Raw genomic sequence first — 18,932 nt, 5'->3', positions numbered from 1 at the left:
GACGCGGGCAGGGGCTATCGATTCGCTCCGGCGAACGCCTCCCGGATGACCTCGTAGGACTCCTTGCGCCGCTCGTGGTAGCTGGGCTCCTCCCAGCCCTCCCACTCGAACGTCGACTCGGGACCGAACTCGAGTCGGCTCCCCGAGAGGTCGCCGATCGCGTCGGTGACGGTCGCCTCGCCGTCGCCCGCCGACAGCTCGGGCTCGGCGTCCGGATCCTCGGGTGCGAACGTGGCCGCCGCGACCGAGACCCCGTCGGCTGTCCGGCCTTCGATGCCGTCCTCCCAGAGGTCGGCGACGGTCTCGTGGCGACTCGGATCCCTGAGGTTGATCAGGAGCCAGGGGAGCCGAACCTCGATCGTGTCCTCGGCGGGGGCGACGTGGACGTCGGACAGCGAGTCGTACTCCGGGCTCTCGGGATCGCCGTTGCCGAAGCGAAGCCGCCCGGTCTCGTGGCTCTCGAACCCGATCGTCCGGTCCTGGCTCGGGATGCGGAGCTCCCGATTGAGCGCGAGTTCGATCGGGTGGAACTCGCCGCTGTCTCTCTCCCCGGCGTACTCGACGGTCGGGATCGACTCGAGGAGCTCGGCGTAGAGGTAGTAGAAGACGTCGTAGTAGCTGTCGACGACGACCCGCGAACTCCCGGGGCCGGCGAGGTGGACGACGAAATCGACGCCCCGGTCGGTCCCCAGGCCCGTCTCGAACGGCAGCGAGGTGTTGCCCTGTCCGGGGGCCAGATCGAGCGCGAGGAGGGTGTTCGCTCGATTCCAGTCGAGGTCGGCGAGGTCGTCGAAGGAAACCCGGAGATGGAGGTAGCGCTCGTCGGCCCCGGCCTCGAGCCCGGTCAGGGTCCGTGCGCCGTCGTGACCGTCCTCCAGGGCAACCAGCGGCGAGGGACCGGGGTCGTCGTCGAGTCGGGTTGCCGCGTCCCACTCGTCGGGAGATCCCGAGAGGGTGAAGCCGGGCTCGTCGCCGGGGTCGAAGCCGAGCACCCCGAACATCTGCTCGCAGGTCTGGACGTCCGACCAGAACGGCCGCCGGTCGGGGTTCATGTAGTCCATCGTGTTCCAGGTGCGTTTGAACCACTCGTCCTGCCAGGTGAAGACGAGGCCGCCCAGCGTGTCGGCGCCGACGATGTGCTCGTAGAGTTCGACGTTCATCTCGCCTTGCTGGCGTTCGGTGTGGCCGCCCTGGTCGAAGCCGTAGACGTGGCTGTGGGTCTTCCCCCGCGAGGCCGGGACGCCGAACTCGCCGACGAGTACCGGGTGGTCATTGGCGTCAACGAGGTCCTCGAGATACCCCCGATAGCTGCTCCGCTCGCCGTCCTCGGCGACGTACTCGACGTACTCCTCCTCGTAGTTGAGGAAGTCGGGGTAGTAGGGGTAGACGTGGTAGGTCGCGAACAGCCCGCGGTCGAAGGCGTCGGTCGTCCGGTGGTGGTTGGCGGTGACGCTGACGAGGTCCTCCTCCTCGAGGGGTTCGGCGGGATGCTCGAGATGGTCCGCGGTCGGCCAGTTCGTGAAGCTCAGCGGACGGGTTTCGTCGTACTGCTCGTCCTCGTACGCTGTGACCTCGTCCAGCCGCTTTGCGAGCCAGTGCTCGAACGGCGTCGCGTCCTCGGTTCGAACGTACTCGCCGTCGTAGTCGCCGATCCCCTCGTTCGCGTCGTCGGTCTCCTCGATGACCTCCGGGGGCCACTCGATGCCGATGACGTAGCCCAGGACGTACGGCGAGACGTCCGCGCGATAGGTCCCGTCGGCCTGGCCGACCCGCTCGGAGACCGAGAGGTCGCCGTGGACGGCGTCGACGATTTCCTCGATCCCCTGGCGGTGGATCTCGACGACGGAGTCGTCGAAGGCGTCGCCGGCCTCTGCCAGTGCTGGCTCGGCGATCCAGTTGCCGTGGAGGACGAAGAGGGGCTCTTCGCGCTCTTCGTTGTGCTCGGCCAGCGCCTCGTAAAACCCCGGGGGATGGAGCGTGTACATCCGAATGACGTTAGCGTTCATCTCCGAGATCCCCTCGAGCCACCGGGCGTACTCCGCTTTCGTGATCGCTGCCTCCCCCGGGAATCGTCCGGGTTTGGCCATGCCGAGATTCACCCCGTGGACCGGGAGGTCCCGCCACTCCTCGCCCTCGCGTCGCGTCCGGAAACTGCCGCTCGTAACCCGGCTCTCGATGTCCTGGGGTTCCGGAAGCGAATCGCGACCGAGACAGCCCGCCGTCGAAGCCACCGCCGCCGCACCGATCGCGCCGAGATAACGCCGCCTGTCCATTCGTCCGGCTGGATGATCGCCCGACGGTTAAACCACTCGACATAATTGGGTACTCCGTCGGAGCCCCGTCGGGAAAACCGTAAACAGTTATCCGGCTGTGGGCGCAAGGGGCCGATAATGGCCAAGGACGTCAAACCGACACGCAAGGAGCTGATGCAGATCGAGGACCGCATCGAGCTCTCCGAGCGGGGCCACGGCACCTTAGAGAAGAAACGCGACGGGCTCATCATGGAGTTCATGGACATCCTGGACAAGGCCCAGGACGTTCGTGGCGACCTGGCCGACGACTACGAGGCCGCCCAGACGAAGATCAACATGGCCCGCGCGATGGAGGGCGACGTCGCCGTCCGCGGGGCCGCCGCGGCCCTCCAGGAACACCCCGAGATCACCACCGAGTCCAAGAACATCATGGGCGTCGTCGTCCCCCAGATCGAGTCCTCGCGGGTCTCGAAGGACCTCGGCCAGCGAGGATATGGAATCATGGGCACCTCCGCCCGGATCGACGAGGCCGCGGAAGCCTACGAGGACCTCCTTGAGAGCATCATCCTCGCCGCCGAGGTCGAGACGGCGATGAAGAAGATGCTCACCGAGATCGAGACCACCAAACGCCGGGTCAACGCCCTCGAGTTCAAACTCCTGCCGGAGCTCTACGAGAACCAGGACTACATCGAACAGAAGTTAGAAGAACAGGAGCGCGAGGAGATCTTCCGGCTGAAGAAGATCAAAGAGAAGAAAGAACAGGAAGAAAAGGAGGCCCGCCAGGCCGAAGCCGACACCGGCTCGACCGGCGAGGTAGACGCAGAACAGGCCACCGCGGGCGGCGTCCCCGGCGGCGACTGACCGTCCCGTGGCCGCCTGCTGTGACGCCGACACGGACCCGATCGCCTTCCGGGTTCCGGCGTCCCATCGCGACACCCTCCCCGACCGCCCTCGCGAAACGGAGCCGGTCGCCACCCTCTGTCCGCGCTGTCTGACCCTCGAGTGGCCCACACCGGGCGACGCCGACGACGAACCCGACTTCTCACGGATCAGCGACGCGTTTCCGACCGGGGAGGCGGCGATTCCGTTCGCGCTCGCGCTGGGGCTCTGTTCGTCGCTCGCGGCCAATCGGGAGGCGATCGCTACCCTCCTCGAGGACGTCGAACGGGCCGGGACGGATCCGTTGCTCGCGATGGACCGGCTGCTCGACGATCCAGGGGTCGAGCCGGCGATCGATCTGGCGCGTCGTCGCCACCAGGTCGAGCAGTTACTGTACTAACGGCTTAGGCTTAGATCCCCGTCGAGTACCGCAGAATGCCCGCGACGCCGCCGAAGGCGTTGAGGAGCTGGTCGCCCTTCTCGAAGTCCGTCGAGATGAACTTGGTCTCGGTGCCGCGTTGTTCGGCGAGTTCGATCAGGTGGTCGATGGCGTCCTCGCGGTCCTCGTCGCTCGCGAGGACGTCTGCGCCACAGTCACTGCAGGTGTGGTCGGGGATCGACGCGCGCTGGTCGATCATCTCGTAGTCGGTGTTAGCACACTCCGGACAGTCGAAGGTGATCGCCTCCGCCCGGAGGTCCTCGCTGATCAGGAGGCGATCGACCGCGCCCATCATCAGGTTCCGGCGGGTCTGGGCGAAGCCGTAGGTAGCGCGTTCGCCCGCGTTGAGTTCCTCGAAGAACTCCTCCATCTCCCGCTTGTCCTTCATCACCTCGGCGTCCGCGAGGGCGTCCTCGGCGTTGTCCACGAGGTCGCGCAGGCCCGACTCGTCGGTGTATGCAACGTCGAACTTTCCGAGGACCTTGTCCTGAAGCTCGTGGTGGAGGTAGTCGCCGTCAAGGAACTCGTCTTTGGTCGGCGAGGGGCCGCCGACCAGAACGCCCTCTAAGTCGTGGCGCTCGGGGACGAACAGGTCGTTGGCCATCCCCGCGACCTCCTGGTAGAAGTTGTCGATCGCCTCGAGCCGCAGACGGGCGAACCGCTGGGCGGACTGCCCCCCTTTCCGTTGTTTGCCGGGGACCAGCGAGGAGGCGCTTTTGACGGGTTCGACCCGCTTACCCCGCAGCCAGCCGACGTTTGCCTCCCGCCGATCGAGGACGATCAGGCCGTAGAGCCCCTGGTCGGCGAGCATGTGCTCCAAGGGCTCGGTGAGGAAATCGGAGTCGCAGTGATACCGGAAGGACTCGACGGGCTGGGGCGGACTCTCGAGGGTCCGGGTGATCATCTCGGTCTGGCCGCCGCCCGAGTTGACGGCACCGGAAAAGAGCACCATCCCGTTTTCGGGGGGGTAGGTGTCGTAGTAGCGAAGCCGGTCTTTGATGCTCGTCAGGGCGTCCTGGACGTTGGTCCGGGTCTGCTTCGATTTGATGTTCGCCGCCTCGGAGTGTTCTTGGGTGACGTGGGCGACGACGTCGCTGACCTGGCGGTCCTCGGGGACGTAGATCGTCACGAGTTGGGTTCCCGACCCTTCGAACTCCTTGAGCTCCTCGATGACTCTCCGGAACTCGTACTTCTTTCGGTCGGACTGTTCGGTCGCGCCCTCCTGGCTCATTGTCTCTACGAAGCAGTGCCGGCGCTAAGTATCCTTTGCACCCCACCTGCTACATCGACCGTGGCGCCGCGACCCCGAGGATCGAGAGCGCGTTGGCCATCGTGTGCCGCGAGGCCGCCACGAGCGCGAGCCGGGCGTCCCGGAGATCCTCGTCCACGTCGGAAGCGAGGACGGGACACTCCCGGTAGAAGGCGTTGAACGCCTCGGCGAACTCGCGGGTGTAGGTCGCGACCCGGTGGGGCTCCAAGTCGTCGGCGGCCTCCTCGACGACCGCCGGGAACCGCGCGATGGTCTCCAGGAGGTCGCGTTCGGCCTCGGTCTCGAGCAGCGAGGGATCGAAGGCGGTCTCGACCTCGCTCTCGACGGCTATTCCGGCTTCTTCCAGAATCCCACAACAGCGCGCGTGGACGTACTGGACGTAGGGTGCCGACTGGGCCTCGAAGTCAAGTGCTTGATCCCACTCGAAGGTGATCGCCTTCGCCGGCTGTTTGGCGACGATGTCGTAGCGGACGGCGCCGATCCCGACCTGGTGGGCGATCCGTTCGATGTCCTCCTCGCCCAGATCGTCGTCGCGGATCCGGTCGTCGAGGCGATCCTCGACCTCCTCGCGGGCACGCGAGATGGCCTCGTCAAGCAGGTCGTCGAGTTGGACGCCCGTCCCCCGCCGCGTGCTCATCTTCCCCTCCGGGAGGTTGACGTAGGAGTAGATCACCTGGCGGAGCCGGTCCGCATCGTTTCCGAGCAGGTCGAGCGAGGTCCTGATCTGTTCGGCCTGGAGCTTGTGGTCCTCGCCCAGCACCGTCACCGCCCGGTCGAAGTTCTCTAACTTCCACTCGTGGTGGGCCAGATCCCGAGTGGGGTACAGCGAGGTGCCGTCCGAACGGAGAAAGACCATGTTCTTCTCGATGCCCTGTGCGCTCAGGTCGAGTTGCCAAGCCTCCTCCTCGTATATCGCACCGTCGAGTTCTTTCAACCGCGCGACGACGTCGTCCGTCTGCCCGTCGAACATGAACCGGGTCTCCTTGACGAACTCGTCGAACTCCGCTGGCAGGCGCGCGAGACACTCGCGCATCCCGCCGAGGACGCGATCGACGACCTCGCTGACGCGCTCGTAGGTCGCCTCGTCGCCCGCCTCTAAGCCCTGCATGATCGACTCGATCTCGGCCTCGGCCGCTTCGACGGCGTCGTCGTCTGCGTTCTCGAGGAAGGCGTTTCCCTTCCGGTAGTAGCGCACGAGATCGTACTCGACGCGGTCGCGGGCGGGTTCGCTCTCGAGGTCCTCCTCGTCGAAGGTCTCGTAGGCCCAGGTGAAGACGGCCATCTGGCGGCCGGCGTCGTTGACGTAGTAGTGGCGGGCGACGTCGTAGCCCGCATACGCGAGGACGTTCGCGACGGCGTCGCCGACGATCGGGTTCCGGGCGCGCCCGACGTGGACCGGCCCCGTCGGATTCGCGCTCGTGTGCTCGACGACGACCGACTCCTCGCGATCCGCCAGACGGCCGTAGTCCGGATCGACCGCCGCCTCGAGGGTCTCCCCGAAGTACGCCTCGCTCGGCAGGAAGTTCAGATAGGGGCCCTGGGTCTCGACGCGGGAGACGAACTCCAGATGGTCGGCGTCGATCGCGTCGGCAACGGTCGCCGCGATCTCCGGCGGCGGGGCGCCGGCCTCGCCGGCCAGCCGGAAGGCGACGCTCGAGGCGAGGACGCTCTCGACGTCCTCGGGGGGTTCTTCGATCCCGAGGTCGTCCGACGGAAGATCGAGGTCGGCTAGCGTCTCCCGGAGGGCAGACTCGACCTCTGCGCGCAGCGAAAGGAACATGCGAGAGCGTATTCGAGCCGCCAGTAAAGGGATATCGGGTTCGACCGGCGCTCGCCGGCGTCGGAACGTATCAACGGCTTTCGTGATACGGCACCAGCGCGATACCGTCACCTCCCCGCGACCGAGTGCATGACGCTGTTCCAAGAGACGGACGATTCGGAGCCGTCGAGTTCCGACGCGGCCGAACGAGCCGAGGAGATCGCCGAGGGAACCCCGCTATCGGCGGGCGACCCGATCACCGCAGCCGCGGCGTTTTCGGTGGTCTACTCGTGGTACAACTTCTACGTAAAGGGCGACGAGGCGGCCGGGATCTTCGTCGGCCTCTGGGCGCCGACCCTGCTGGGCGCCGCGAGCTATCTCCAGCAGAAGGAGATCTACACCAAACTCGAGGAAGGCCTCTTTTTCGGCCGCTGAGCCGGCCCGTTTTCCCTACTTTTCTCGTGCGACCGCACGGAACCGTTCCTCGTGGATCGGGCGGAACCGCTCGTCCAGCCGGTCGAACTCCGCGGGCGTGAGAAAACGGGCGGCCGCGGCGTCCGAGCCGGCCGCCGGCTCCCCCGAGGTCTCCCTGCGATCGACGACGTACTGGAGCGAGAGCACCTGGAGTCCCTCCCGCGGCGGAAGCGCGGTCGCGTCGTAGAGTTCGAGCGCGTCCGGATCGACGACGAGTCCCGTCTCCTCCCCGAGTTCGCGGGCGGCCGCCTCCGCCGGCTCCTCCTCGCGGGCGGCGTCGATGTAGCCGGCGGGAAGCGTCCACTCGCCGACCCCGGGCGGGATCGCGCGCTCGACACAGCAGACGGCGTTTTCCCCCTCGCGATGGTCGACGACCGCGACGCCGGCGCCGGGAACGGGGTTGTGCCAGACGATCCGGTCGCAGTCCCCGCAGTATCGTCGGGCCTCTCCCTCGAGCGTCGTGCTCCCGAGTTCGGTCCCACAGTACGGACAGAATTCCGGTGGATAGTTGACCATCTCACTCCCCCTTGAGGCCGCTGCCGGTGAGGGGAACGACCACGTCCGCGCCGGGCTCTACGACCCCCAGTTCTCGATACCGTTCTACGGCCGCGGGCGCGACCGCCGACGTCGGCTCGACGTAGAACCCGCCGCGGTGGAGCCGGTCGAGAGCCGCCTCGATCCGCCCGTCATCGAGGGCGGTCGCGTCCCCGTTCGTGACCTCGACCGCCTCTACGATCTCGGCGTGTCGAGCGGGCGCTTCGATCCTGATGCCGTCGGCGACCGTCGTCGCGTCGGCGCTCTGGTCTCTCTCATCGCCGCCGATCGCCTCCGCGATCGGTGCCGCCGCCTCCGACTGGACACCCAGCAGCCGCGGGAGCCGGTCGGTGATTCCCGCGTTGTAGAGCGCACGAAAGCCACGATACGCCCCCAGAAACAGGGTGCCATGGCCGACCGGACAGACGACGGCGTCGGGAACCGACCAGCCGCGCTGGGCCGCAATTTCGAAGGCGAACGTCGAGGTTCCGGCGTAAAAGGCGGGGTTCCAGGCGTGACTCGCGTACCAGCCTTCGCCGCGTTCTACGGCCTCGAGGCAGGCCTCCGTGACGGCCGCCCGGCCGCCCTCGACGCGGACCGGGCGCGCGCCGGCGCGTTCGATCGCCGAAAGCTTCGAGGCTTTGACCCCCGCGGGCACGTAGATCTCCGCGTCGATCCCCGCCCGCGCGGCGTAGGTCGCGATCGCCGCGCCCGCGTTGCCCGAGGAGTCCTCGATCACTCGCTTGACGCCGAGTTCGGCGGCCCGCGAGAGCGTCGTCGTCGCCCCTCGGTCCTTGAACGACCCCGTCGGGAAGACGTACTCGAGCTTGAACCCCACTGCCTCGCCCCATCGCTCGCCCGCCGAAACCAGCGGCGTGAATCCCTCCCCGAGGCTGACCCGCCGCCTGACGGGAAGCCACTCCTCGAACGTCCACAGCCCCTCCCCGGGATCGACTGTCCGCCCTTGCGGGGAGTTCGGGGGAGGATCCGCGGCGAGCTCGAGGGGCGCGCCACACGAACACCGCCAGGGTTCGTCCGGTCCGGGAGCGTACTCGGCGCCACAGGCCGGACAGGAGAGGGGTGACGCCATCAGTAGGTGTCGACGTCGACGCCGATCGAACAGACGTACTCGCCCGTCGCGACCTGTGGTAGCCGACGGCTCCGCCAGAGGATGCCGTTCTCCTCGGCGGTCACCTCCGCTTTCCGCTCGCCGAAGGGGGTCGTGACCTCGAACAGCGGGTCTCCGGACTGGACCCGGTCGCCGAGGTCGGCCGCGAACTCGACGAGCCCGCCCCGCGGCGCGCCGTACTGGTCGAAGCCGGCCGCCCGCGTCTGGTCGCCGTAGTTTGCGTCCCCGGGGAGAAAGCCGTAGTGAGCGAGGACGTTGTAGAGGCCGTCGACGCCCGTCTGTACGCTCGCCTCGTCCCAGCCGACCGACCCCCCGAGCTCGGGATCGATCGTCGGTACCCCCTCGTCGGGCCCGGCTCGAGCGAGCTGGCCGTCGGGACCTTTCTGGTCTAAGACGTAGCCCGCGCCAAAGACCTTCGCCAGCTCGAGACACTCCTCGTGAAGGCGGTGGCGGCGGCCACACCGCACCCGGACCTCGTCGATCATCCGGCTCGTCGAGCCCTGGTGGAGGTCGACGATCAGATCCGCCCGGGAGGCCGCCTCGAAGGTCGCGTGGGCGATGCGCTCGCTGGACGTCCCCTCCGCGTCGCCGGGATACGCCCGATTCATTTTCGTGTCGTCGATCGGGTTCCGGTGGCGGGCGACCTGGAAGGCGTGGTAGTTGACGATCGCCGTCACCAGGATCGTCCCCGAGATCTCCGCTGGATCGAGCCGCGGAACGACTCGCCGGAGTACCCCCACCCCGTTCAACTCGTCACCGTCGCTGACGGCCTGCACGTAGAGGGTCTTCCCGTCCTCGGCGCCGTTTATCACGGCGACCGGGAGGCCGAAGGCGGCCCCGTCTCGGGTCTCCCCCACCTCGAGGCGCCCCGTCGCCGTCTCGCCGGGCGCGGCCTCGGCCGTTCCGAACGTCGTCATACCCGGATCATGGACCCGCTCGACTTAGTGGGTTCGATTGCCGGCCCCTGAACGGAGGTCGGCGTTCTCCTCTATGGTCCCCGCGATCCGGAGGTCGCCGTTCTCGGCGTCGAGTCGACCGACGACTGTCCCCTCGGACTCGAAAACGAACTCCCGGCTCTCGGCGTCGAAGGAGACGAACGCGCCGTGGTGGCCCTCCTCGTGGAGGTTGATCCGCCCGGTCTCCAGGGGGACGCCGTTGGCGACGGCGAAGTTCCCCCGGAGGTCCTCGCCGATGCCGTCCTCGCCGCGGTAGCGGATCCGGGCGGGCTCCTCGCCGTCGTCGTCGTAGCCGAAGACGTTGTTGTACCGGGGCTGGGAGGGGCCGTCGTCGTCGAAGACGATCCCGAGTTCCTCCCCGCGCATGTCCGAACACCGCGCACCCACGAACGTGTTGTACCGGCCCGTACACCGGGCGCCGACCTCGACGCCGTCGATCGCGGGAGTGACGAACGTGTTGTCGGTCATCGCCGACCACGTCTCGTTGTGGAAGTTGACGCCGTAGGTCTCCCGATCCAGGGCGTCTGCCTCGCTGGCTCGCGCCGAGGAGATCCCGATCCGGCCGCCCGAGAAGGCGTTGCCGTCGACCCGGCCCCCCTCCGTCGCCTCCAGCCGGACCCCTTCGACGCAGTCGACGACGTTCGCGATCCCGTACTGGCCGTTCTCGATGGCCTCCTCTCTGGCAAGAAGGTGGAGGCCGTACTCGAAGCCCCGGACGGCCAGGCGTTCGGTCGTCACCTCGTGAGCGCCGTTGGCTCGGAGGCCGCTCCAGGGCGCCCCGAGGTTCCACCGCGAACGCCCGCTCATCACCCCGAGATCCCGCACCGTCGACGTGTCCACGACCTCGATCCCGACCGGCTTCGACGCCTCCCCGAGGTCGAAGCCGAGGGTGACCGACTCCGCCGACTCCCCTGCGAGGACGTGGCCGTCGAGCTCGAGGGTGTCGGTCAGGTAGTAGCCCGCCTCGGGTTCGGGGACGAACACCCGCCTCGAATCGGCGAGCGCCCGCCGGAACGCGTCCGTGTCGTCGGCCTCGCCGTCGCCGACCGCGCCGTAGTCGGCCACGTTGGCCCACGATCCGCCGGTCGAGGACGGAGCGACATTCATCGACTGTGCGCTTGCTCCCCCGCTTCCCCACTCCGTTTCGCCGAGGTAGCCGAGATTGTCCCGCCAGACGCCCCGCGTGAGGTTGACGGCGTCGTCGTCCGGGCTGTAGGCCGGGAAGACGTCCCCGACCTCCCGGAGGTCACAGTCCCGGATCTCCAGGGAGTCGATCTGGTCGTCGTTGCCGTAGAGGTAGAATCCCTGGGTGACTTCCGTGTCGTTGAACGTCGCCCGGTCGATCTCGGCCCGTCCGCTCTGGGTACCGAGGATCACCGCGTAACTTGGGCCGTGTGCCGCGAGCCGGGAGTTCGTGATCCGTGCCGAACCGCTCTGGATCTGGAGAGCCGCTCGATAGGAGTCCTCGTTGATGCAGTCGATCGAGACGTTCGAGAGGTGGACGTTCTCGCGGTCGATGCGGAGTGCGGCCGTATTGATCGAGCCGTCGCCGCCGTCGATGATCCGGACGCCGTCGAGCGCGAGGATTCCCTGTTCGGGGTTCGAGCCCGTACCGGTGACCTGGAGCGAGCGCTGGTCGGTCTGGTTTTCGATATAGACGTCGCGGTAGGTCGCGCTGCGGGCCTCCGCTCGCATCCGGGCCGTCGCGTTTTCCCCCGTCTCTTTGATTATCCGCAGTCCAACGACGGCGGTCCCGTTCGCCTCGTCGGCGTCGAAACAGACCCCCTGTCGTATCTCGTCGACGCCACGTGGGTCGTCCCAGACGCTCCGACAGGCGATCACGACGTCGCTGTAGCCGATCCGGATGTTCGCGTTCCCACAGTTCCTGGCCTCACACCCGACGAGGACGTTCCGCCCGGTACCGTCTTTCACGTAGTAGCCGTTGCCCCACCAGTTCTCGAGATAACAGCCGAGCCAGAGGTTCGTCCCGACGTGAGAAGGCTCGGCACCGATCCCGATCGCGGTGTTGTCCGACTGGACCGAGGGAATGTCGCCGTCGGGCATATCGATGTTCTGGTGGATCCCCATCCCAGCGGGATCGGTCATACAACAGAAGTAGCCGAACTTGCCACCCTCCTCGAGGCGGTGGGCCCGTTGGCCCTCGAGTTTCAGGTTTCTATTCTGAACCGTGTCGTCGACCCAGAACCGGCCCCAACCCGCGTCGTATCCGTTTCGACCGTCGACCACGAGCGTCAGGTTCTGCAGGGAAAGCCGATCGAACGCCCCACCGCGGCTATTGCCGAGCCACGCGAAGTGATCGACGTTCTGATCGTCGACGACCAGCCGGGCATGGGGCTTGCCGATCACCTGGAGCTGGTCGTAGCCGTCGTTCGGCGAGGTCCAGTTGAGCTCCGACTGGACCGAGTACTCCCCTTCGGGCAGGACGAAGACGCTGTTGGGGAACTCCCGGAACAGCTCCATGATGTCCCCGCCAGACCGATCCCCCGGATAGCCGTAGTTCGAGGCGTCGATGACGTTCCATCCCTCGACCGACAGCGAGTCGCTCTGGAGTGCTCCCGCGGCGGTGGCCTCCGAGTCTAGCACGTCGGTTACCACCTGATCGACCTCGAAACCGTCGAAGCCGAGGTTCTCCGCGTCGATCGTCTCGGCAGCGAGCGTGCCGACGTCCGTGATGTCGTTACCTCCGAGGTCCAAGTTCGCTTCTCGAGGGAAGCTGGTAGAGGAGACTGGGGAGACGAGAAGGTTAGTTTCGCGCGAATTCCCTCGGACGGTACCGCCTTCGTCCGTCCGGAGACGGACACCAACGCTTATACGATCACCGGCGCTCGCGTCGAACTCGTCATAGGAAATCGCACTCCCATAGGGGCCGTTCCGTTCGTCTGACTGGATTATCCAGGATCCGTTCTTGCGTACGACAGTTTGGACGTTATCCTCATTACTGATTCCTGTTACCCTTACAGTGGATTTGAACGCGTATCGTCCGTCCTGTGGGATCTCAATCGTATGGTCCTCGGAGTCGAGCGCATCAAAGTCGTCATAAGTCGTCTGATCGAATTGAACGGTAGTCATTTCGTCCGCGGCAATATACTGATCCCCGGACAAATGCGCTCTCGTTCCGCTCATCTCACCTCACCCCACAGCTGAACGGTCGCCCCCTCGAGGGCGACCTGTTCGTCCCCGCCACCGACTTTCGCCTCGAAACCGAGGACGGCGTTGCGTTCGGGGTCGTAGGCCACTTGTGGGCCGACGACGGGAACCCGGGTCGGACGAGTTTCCGAAACCGTCTCCTGGACCTCGGAATCGGCCAGCGGGTCCCCGGAGGTGAGATCGACGAGCCGAACGGAGAGCGTCGAGTCGGGTTCGGAGGCGACGGCGGCGCCAGACAGCGAGACGAAACAGTTCGAGAACCCCTCGTCGAGCTGGTCGAAGGGGATCGTCACCGGGTCGGGCGCGTGTTGGCGGGTAAAGTGGGTTTCGTGGGGGGAGAAGACGCCGACCTCGTAGTTCTGGATCGGGACGAGCGCGCCGTCGAACGGCGACGTGCTCGTGGCGTGGAGGACGCCGTCGGAACCGATCGAGAGATTTCGGCCCGCGAAGTCGGTGATCGGTTGAGAACGGGCAGCCATCGACAGCGAGCCCACGTTGGCGAGGCTGTGGCCCCGGAAGTCGACGTCGTGTTCCTGGGTACCGGTGGGACCCGGACCGGGGTCGGTCCCCGTGGCCGCGGTCGCGGACTGCGAACCCAACAGGAGTCCGCTGTGGCCCATCAGACTGAGCGTCGTCCGCCTCGAGAGCCCGACGTGATCGTCGGCAGCGTCGTTCGTCTGTCTATTGTCGCCCATGGTTATCGGTCGGTAATAACCGGACCGGACCGGGTGCACTTAATACTAGACATATTTGTTTGTCGCATGCAATTACGGTCATCCCATTTGTAATAATCGGTTTCTGCTGAACGTCAGGACGGGAGATAAGTACGCGGGACGGCCGCATCGGCCCGGCTCAAGCGGTCACGGGCTCTCTCTTTGGGCAGAACGCATCAACCGAAATACGTATAATCGGGGGCGGTCGTTGTAGGTCCATGCAAGCAGTCGTCCTCGCGGCGGGGAAGGGTACCCGACTCCGACCGCTGACCGACGAGAAACCCAAAGGCATGGTCGAGATAGACGGCAAGCCGATCCTGAGCCACTGTTTCGAACAGCTGGTCGAACTCGGCGCCGAGGAGTTCGTCGTCGTCGTCGGCTACGAGAAAGAGAAGATCATCGAACACTACGGCGACGCGTTCAAGGGCGTGCCGATCACCTACACCCACCAGCGCGAACAGAACGGACTAGCCCACGCCCTGCTCTCGGTTCGCGAACACGTCGACGACGACTTCATGTTGATGCTCGGGGACAACATCTTCAACGCCAACCTCAAGGACGTCGTCCGGCGCCAGCGCGAGGACCGCGCCGACGCCGCCTTCCTCGTCGAGGAGGTGCCCTGGGAGGAAGCGTCGAGATACGGCGTCACCGACACGAACGACTACGGCGAGATCACCGAGGTCATCGAGAAGCCCGACGAGCCGCCGACGAACCTCGTGATGACCGGCTTCTACACCTTTACGCCGGCGATCTTCCCGGCCTGCGAGCTCGTCCAGCCATCGAATCGCGGCGAGTACGAGATCAGCGAGGCGATCGACCTGCTGATCCGCTCGGGGCGGACGATCGACGCGATCAAGCTCGAGGGCTGGCGGATCGACGTCGGCTACCCCGAGGACCGCGACGAGGCCGAGTCGCGGCTCCAGGAAGCGCGGGAGATCGAGGCCGAGTAGTCCGGTTTTCGGTTCGGAGTTCTTCGGGCGCGTGTTCGTCTTCTACAGTCCCTGGACGGAGCCGACCGCGCTCGAAAGCGGCGGCGCGTCGAAGACGGCGGTGTCGGTATAGGCGTTGGTCCCCGAACAGTAGACGTTCCGTGCGATCTCGATCACCCGGTCGTCCAGGGGCTCGGGCTTTCGGTCACAGAGCGTCCGCCAGTCGGCGACGTCCTCGCGTTCGGCTCGTTCTTTCGCCTCGCGGACGGCCTCGACCCAGCCCGGCTGGGTCCGCTTGTGGTACTGGCGGAGGACCTCCTTCGAGAGCTGGGTCCCCTCGTAGGCGAAGCGGTTCTCGTCGAAGGTGCCGACGACGTCGGCGACCCGGATCTCGCCGCCGTCGGAGAGACACTCGATCTTGCCGTCCTCGTGGGTCAACCCCGCCCTCTCGGCGCGCTCGGTGACGATCCGGTTGACCTCGCGAGCGACGTCCTCGAGTGCGTCGATGTCGGCGGCGCCGGCGATCGTGGCGGCCTCCGTCCGCGAGAGGTAGCGGTCGCCGGCCTCGAACTTCGTCGAGAACTCGACGATCGGCTCGGCGAGATCGACGGCTTCGTCTGGCCACTCCTCGCGGTCGAGGCCGTGATCGGCGGGTCGAGTGCGCCGCCGGAGGCTCGAGCCGATCGGGACCCGGTTTCGGAAGACGACCTCGAGAGGGATCAGGTAGTTGTCGCCGGCGGCGCCGTGGTAGGCGTCGTAGTCGTAGCTGCGGCCCTCGTGGGGGAGGTCCGGGACGGTGGTGAGGTCGATCGCCATCTCCCAGGGCGGGCGCGTGGTCTCCGCGAGGGGTCGGACGTCGCCGTTCTCGACGACGCCCCGGTAGTGGGTCGGGACGCCCTCGCGCTCGAGAAGTTCGAAGTTGAACGCGCCCATCGTACAGAGGGAGGCGCCCTTTTCGGGGATCCGGTCGGGCATCTTCCCCCAGTCGAAGACCGAGTAGTCGTCGGTGAAGACGAAGGTTCCCCGGCCAAGCGAATCGTCGGTCGCCGGCTCCTCGATTCGGAACTCCTTGACGCTCGTCATCCCTGCCACCCCGCAAAGGCCGCGCGGTCCATACCGGCACTCCTCGGGCGGGGCCCAAGAAGGTTTCAATCTCGGCCGCGCGTTCCATCACGTTTTTGGCCCCGTGCGCGCATCGTGTCGACGATGAACCGACCGGTGACCGAGGCCGACCTCGCGTTCGACGCCCGACCCGAGACCGACCAGTCCTTCGAGAACGCACTCGCGAAGGCGCGGGCGGGCGATCGGCTCTCGGTCGCGGACGCGATCGAACTGCTGACGACCGGCTCCGAGAGCGAGGGGATCGACCCGCGGCGCAAAGAGCAGGTGTTGGAAGCCGCGGACCGCCGCCGGGCGGAGGTCGTCGGCGAGGAGGTCACCTTCGTCGCGAACCTGAACAACAACGTGACGACGGCCTGTAACGTCGGTTGTCTGTTCTGTAACTTCAAGGACGCCGCCCACACCTTCGAGGAGAGCTACGAGGGCGAGTTCGCCGGCTTCACCAAGACGCCCGCGGAGTCCCGCGAGGTCGTCGCCGACGCCGTCGAGAAGGGGATCTACGAGGTCTGTTCGGTCTCGGGGCTCCACCCCGCGTTCGCGCTCGACGACGAGCACCTGGAGATCCTCCGGGCGCATCCCGAACCGAAGGAGGTCAACTTCAAACCCCCCGAAACCTACGATGTCGATCCCGGCACGTACACCGAACAGATCTCGGCGATGGACGTCGGCGGCGTCCACGTCCACTCGATGACCCCCGAAGAGGGCTACCACGCCCGCCGGGGGACCGACTGGTCCTACGAGGAGGTCTACGGCCGGCTGAAGGATGCCGGCCTCGACACCGTTCCGGGCACTGCCGCCGAGATCCTAGTAGACGAGGTCAGAGACGTGATCTGTCCGGGCAAGATCGGCGCCGACGAGTGGATGGAGGCGATGGAGGCTGCGGCCTCCGTCGGATTGGGTCTGACCGCGACGATCATGTACGGCCACGTCGAGAACGAGGCCCACCGCGCCCTCCACTTGGAGCGCGTCCGCGAGCTCCAGCAACGGGTCGACGGCGCGATCAGCGAGTTCGTTCCCCTCTCCTTCGTCCACCAGAACACCCCCCTCTACGAGCACGACGTCGTCTCCGGCGGCGCCTCCCCCGCGGAGGACGAGCTGATGATCGCCGTCTCGCGGCTCTTCCTCGACAACGTCGACCACGTCCAGTCCTCCTGGGTCAAGTACGGCGACGAGGGCGGGCTGAAGATGCTGAACTGCGGTGCCGACGACTACATGGGGACGATCCTCTCGGAGGAGATCACGACCCGCGCGGGCGGCGAACACGGCGAGTTCCGGTCCTTTGGCGACTACGTCGAGATGATCTCCTCGATCGGCCGGATTCCCGTCGAACGCTCGACGGACTACGGGACCCGCCGCGTCATTGACCCCGACGACCCGCCTTTTGGCCCGCGACTCGGACCACAGGCCGACGGGAGTCCGCTGCTTCCCGAGGAGCGGCCGACGGTCGCCGACGACTGACGGTGGTCACAAACGGTGGGCGGGTAACGGCGTGAAACCACGTCCGCCCGAGAGCGTTCTCAGCTGCCACGTGGCCAGAGATAAACTCTATAGAATCAGATCGAATCCTGCGTTAGGTCGAGCGTGTGTACGTAACGCTGGCCCCGGTGGTGATCGCTGTAGTCATCCAGCTCGAGGTCGATAGGTCGGTTACGAGTCAGTGGACCGTCGATCGCAACACGATGGCGCGATCGAACGGGAAATCGTTGTAACCGACCCTCCGAGCTATCGACTTCTCACGGAGACGAGCGGCCCGAGGGAAACGGTTCGTTGGATTCGAGGGTCGCCATCAGAGCGGGTATCATCATCGCTGGTCGAAATACTGAACACATGGTCGGAGACGACGCCAGTGAGCTGGTTGTCGTCCGTTTCGACGAAGAGAACGGCCCGGCCGTTCTCTCCGGGGGCTTGGACGACGCCCCCCGTTCGTGAGACGACGTTCCCCGAGCGCGTCGACTCGTATTCGATTTCGACCTGATCGCCAGATGTGAGGTCCTCGTCCATGTCCGATTCTACGGGCGGGTGTGTTATCGCTTTGTTGATTACTTTGCTCACTCCCTCTCTCCGGACGTGGTGAGTCGCTCCCCTGTTTCGACCAGTTCATCAGTGGCGGTTGCCAGCGCATCGACCCGATCACTGAGCTGTGCGACCCCGACACCGGTCGCAGTCGATCGTTTCCTCGTCGGCCACTTTCAGGAGGTGGACATGGATCAACTGCAGGTAGAGTTCGATGGGCCTGGCGAGTACGCCCCACCGAACGATAACCCAGAGATTCCACAGCAGGACGCTCACCAGGACGAACAACGACCCGATGGCTGGATCAGAGGGTCGGTCGAGATCTTTAGCCGACCTTATGGTGGCGACACCGATGGTCAGTGGTCGAGATACAGCGAGTACATGACTATCGCGAGACCGATCGCGACGAGGAGGCTGTTGATGAGGACTCCCTGCTCGAGGGTGACCCCGAGGAACTGATTCGCGATTCCCGCGAGAAGCGCGCCGAGCGTGATCGTTCCGAACCCGATCGCCAACAATCGAAGCGACGTGGCACCGGTCCGGCGATGCGCTTTGTACGCGATATACGTCACCCCGCCTCCCAGCAGGAGGATGATCGTCTTGAGAGCGATGATGGCGGTGTCGACTATCGCGCTCATAGCTCGTCCCCCATCTCCGACCACATCTCCGCGAGGCGCTCGTCCGCATGTCTCGACGGTCGATCGAGTTCGATCGAGAACTCGCCGGTCTCGTCGATCGAAACCGAGACATCGGTCATATCCCGCTCGTACTGTGAAATCCGACCCCCCTCCGAGCCGACGCCGGTGCGTTCGTCGACGAGCGATGCCTCCGTCAGGAGGTCGAGCTTTCGGTAGACCGTCGACTGGGAGATGTCACACGTCTCAGCGAGTTCGGTTGCGGTCATCGGCTCGGTGGCTTCGCTCAGAATCGCCCGGCACTCGGGATCGCCCAGCGCATCGAGGACGGTTTGCAGCGCGGGCGGTCCTTCTGTGGAGGGGAGATCACGTACCATGGCTGGGCGGACCGTCGCGCAAGGAGCGTCCACTGGTGTGGCGATCGGACCCGTACACGGCGACCTACCGTTCCACATCGGCCACTGGTCCGCCGAGTCGCCGCTGTCCGCGATCAGTGATGTCGTACGTTCCACGCGTGGTCGACTCGATATATCCGTTTCCATGCAGGCGAGCACAGGCGTGGTCGATCGCGACGGGATGTTCCCCGAGCCGCTCGGCGAGATTCAGCACGTGAGTCGGCGTACTCTCGCCCAGTGCGTGGAGAACGGCGACATCTAGGTCCCT

Annotated in this window: 18 protein-coding genes; 6 read left to right on the top strand and 12 right to left on the bottom strand. The window is 66.1% G+C overall.

Translation table 11 applies throughout. The features are described 5' to 3' along the window. Window positions 1-14 precede the first annotated feature (14 nt). A complete protein-coding gene (locus tag LCF40_RS12020; RefSeq protein WP_224828643.1) occupies window positions 15-2,273 on the bottom strand; it encodes a hypothetical protein in 2,259 nt (752 codons plus the stop codon). Window positions 2,274-2,390: 117 nt separating this feature from the next. On the opposite strand from LCF40_RS12020, the gene LCF40_RS12015 reads away from it, so the two are divergent. Both LCF40_RS12015 and LCF40_RS12010 read left to right on the top strand, forming a co-directional pair. Then, the gene (locus LCF40_RS12015) at window positions 2,391-3,113 is read left to right on the top strand and encodes a V-type ATP synthase subunit D (RefSeq protein ID WP_114578246.1); all 723 of its coding nucleotides are present in this window, start codon (window positions 2,391-2,393) and stop codon (window positions 3,111-3,113) included. Window positions 3,114-3,120: 7 nt separating this feature from the next. Beyond that, on the top strand, window positions 3,121-3,531 hold the full coding sequence (locus LCF40_RS12010; RefSeq protein WP_224828642.1) for a DUF6276 family protein: 411 nt from the start codon (window positions 3,121-3,123) through the stop codon (window positions 3,529-3,531). Between the two features lie 10 nt (window positions 3,532-3,541). Here the strand turns inward: LCF40_RS12010 and prf1 are convergent, their stop codons facing one another. Together prf1 and argS are read right to left on the bottom strand one after the other, a co-directional pair. After that, window positions 3,542-4,801, bottom strand: coding sequence for a peptide chain release factor aRF-1 (prf1, locus tag LCF40_RS12005; protein ID WP_114578244.1), 1,260 nt, complete (start codon window positions 4,799-4,801; stop codon window positions 3,542-3,544). A 49-nt stretch (window positions 4,802-4,850) separates the two neighbouring features. Beyond that, window positions 4,851-6,620: an arginine--tRNA ligase gene (argS, locus tag LCF40_RS12000; protein ID WP_224828641.1), complete on the bottom strand. Its 1,770-nt coding sequence runs from the start codon at window positions 6,618-6,620 to the stop codon at window positions 4,851-4,853. 129 nt (window positions 6,621-6,749) lie between these two features. On the opposite strand from argS, the gene LCF40_RS11995 reads away from it, so the two are divergent. Then, window positions 6,750-7,034 (top strand): hypothetical protein, encoded by a 285-nt coding sequence (locus LCF40_RS11995; protein WP_224828640.1) that lies wholly within the window; start codon window positions 6,750-6,752, stop codon window positions 7,032-7,034. A gap of 15 nt (window positions 7,035-7,049) precedes the next feature. Here the strand turns inward: LCF40_RS11995 and LCF40_RS11990 are convergent, their stop codons facing one another. The 5 genes from LCF40_RS11990 to LCF40_RS11970 form a co-directional block, all read right to left on the bottom strand. Next, a complete protein-coding gene (locus tag LCF40_RS11990) occupies window positions 7,050-7,589 on the bottom strand; it encodes an NUDIX domain-containing protein (RefSeq protein ID WP_224828639.1) in 540 nt (179 codons plus the stop codon). A 1-nt stretch (window position 7,590) separates the two neighbouring features. Then, a complete protein-coding gene (locus LCF40_RS11985; protein ID WP_224828638.1) occupies window positions 7,591-8,697 on the bottom strand; it encodes a pyridoxal-phosphate dependent enzyme in 1,107 nt (368 codons plus the stop codon). After that, complete coding sequence (locus tag LCF40_RS11980) at window positions 8,697-9,653, bottom strand: succinylglutamate desuccinylase/aspartoacylase family protein (RefSeq protein ID WP_224828637.1); 957 nt, start codon at window positions 9,651-9,653, stop codon at window positions 8,697-8,699. Before LCF40_RS11980 ends, LCF40_RS11985 begins: the two co-directional genes overlap by 1 nt. 24 nt (window positions 9,654-9,677) lie before the next feature. Continuing rightward, window positions 9,678-12,407, bottom strand: coding sequence for a glycoside hydrolase family 55 protein (locus LCF40_RS11975; protein WP_224828636.1), 2,730 nt, complete (start codon window positions 12,405-12,407; stop codon window positions 9,678-9,680). A gap of 425 nt (window positions 12,408-12,832) precedes the next feature. Continuing rightward, window positions 12,833-13,555 (bottom strand): hypothetical protein, encoded by a 723-nt coding sequence (locus tag LCF40_RS11970; protein WP_224828635.1) that lies wholly within the window; start codon window positions 13,553-13,555, stop codon window positions 12,833-12,835. Between the two features lie 236 nt (window positions 13,556-13,791). On the opposite strand from LCF40_RS11970, the gene aglF reads away from it, so the two are divergent. Beyond that, on the top strand, window positions 13,792-14,523 hold the full coding sequence (gene aglF / locus LCF40_RS11965) for a UTP--glucose-1-phosphate uridylyltransferase AglF (RefSeq protein ID WP_224828634.1): 732 nt from the start codon (window positions 13,792-13,794) through the stop codon (window positions 14,521-14,523). 42 nt (window positions 14,524-14,565) lie between these two features. Here aglF and LCF40_RS11960 read toward each other — a convergent pair whose 3' ends face one another. Then, complete coding sequence (locus tag LCF40_RS11960) at window positions 14,566-15,585, bottom strand: phosphoribosylaminoimidazolesuccinocarboxamide synthase (RefSeq protein WP_224828633.1); 1,020 nt, start codon at window positions 15,583-15,585, stop codon at window positions 14,566-14,568. Between the two features lie 123 nt (window positions 15,586-15,708). Between LCF40_RS11960 and cofH the strand changes: the two genes are divergently transcribed. After that, window positions 15,709-17,079, top strand: coding sequence for a 7,8-didemethyl-8-hydroxy-5-deazariboflavin synthase subunit CofH (gene cofH / locus LCF40_RS11955; RefSeq protein WP_114578235.1), 1,371 nt, complete (start codon window positions 15,709-15,711; stop codon window positions 17,077-17,079). A 264-nt stretch (window positions 17,080-17,343) separates the two neighbouring features. On the opposite strand, the gene LCF40_RS11950 is transcribed toward cofH, so the two are convergent. From LCF40_RS11950 to LCF40_RS11940, 3 genes are all read right to left on the bottom strand, one after another. Next, window positions 17,344-17,622 carry a hypothetical protein gene (locus tag LCF40_RS11950; protein WP_224828632.1) on the bottom strand — a complete coding sequence of 93 codons (279 nt, stop codon included), beginning with the start codon at window positions 17,620-17,622 and terminating at the stop codon, window positions 17,344-17,346. Window positions 17,623-17,990: 368 nt separating this feature from the next. Beyond that, a complete protein-coding gene (locus LCF40_RS11945) occupies window positions 17,991-18,272 on the bottom strand; it encodes a DUF7521 family protein (RefSeq protein ID WP_114578233.1) in 282 nt (93 codons plus the stop codon). Further along, window positions 18,269-18,646 carry a winged helix-turn-helix domain-containing protein gene (locus LCF40_RS11940; protein WP_224828631.1) on the bottom strand — a complete coding sequence of 126 codons (378 nt, stop codon included), beginning with the start codon at window positions 18,644-18,646 and terminating at the stop codon, window positions 18,269-18,271. The genes LCF40_RS11945 and LCF40_RS11940 overlap by 4 nt, the downstream gene beginning before the upstream one ends. Between LCF40_RS11940 and LCF40_RS11935 the strand changes: the two genes are divergently transcribed. Beyond that, window positions 18,645-18,926, top strand: a complete 282-nt coding sequence (locus LCF40_RS11935) for a hypothetical protein (protein ID WP_224828630.1) — start codon at window positions 18,645-18,647, stop codon at window positions 18,924-18,926. The genes LCF40_RS11940 and LCF40_RS11935 overlap by 2 nt on opposite strands. The last annotated feature ends 6 nt before the right edge of the window (window positions 18,927-18,932 follow it).

Source organism: Saliphagus infecundisoli (assembly GCF_020177375.1).
In the GTDB taxonomy this organism is placed as follows: Archaea; Halobacteriota; Halobacteria; order Halobacteriales; family Natrialbaceae; genus Saliphagus; species Saliphagus infecundisoli.
Note: the sequence above shows the minus strand (reverse complement) of the source record. Positions and strands in the feature narration are given on the sequence as shown.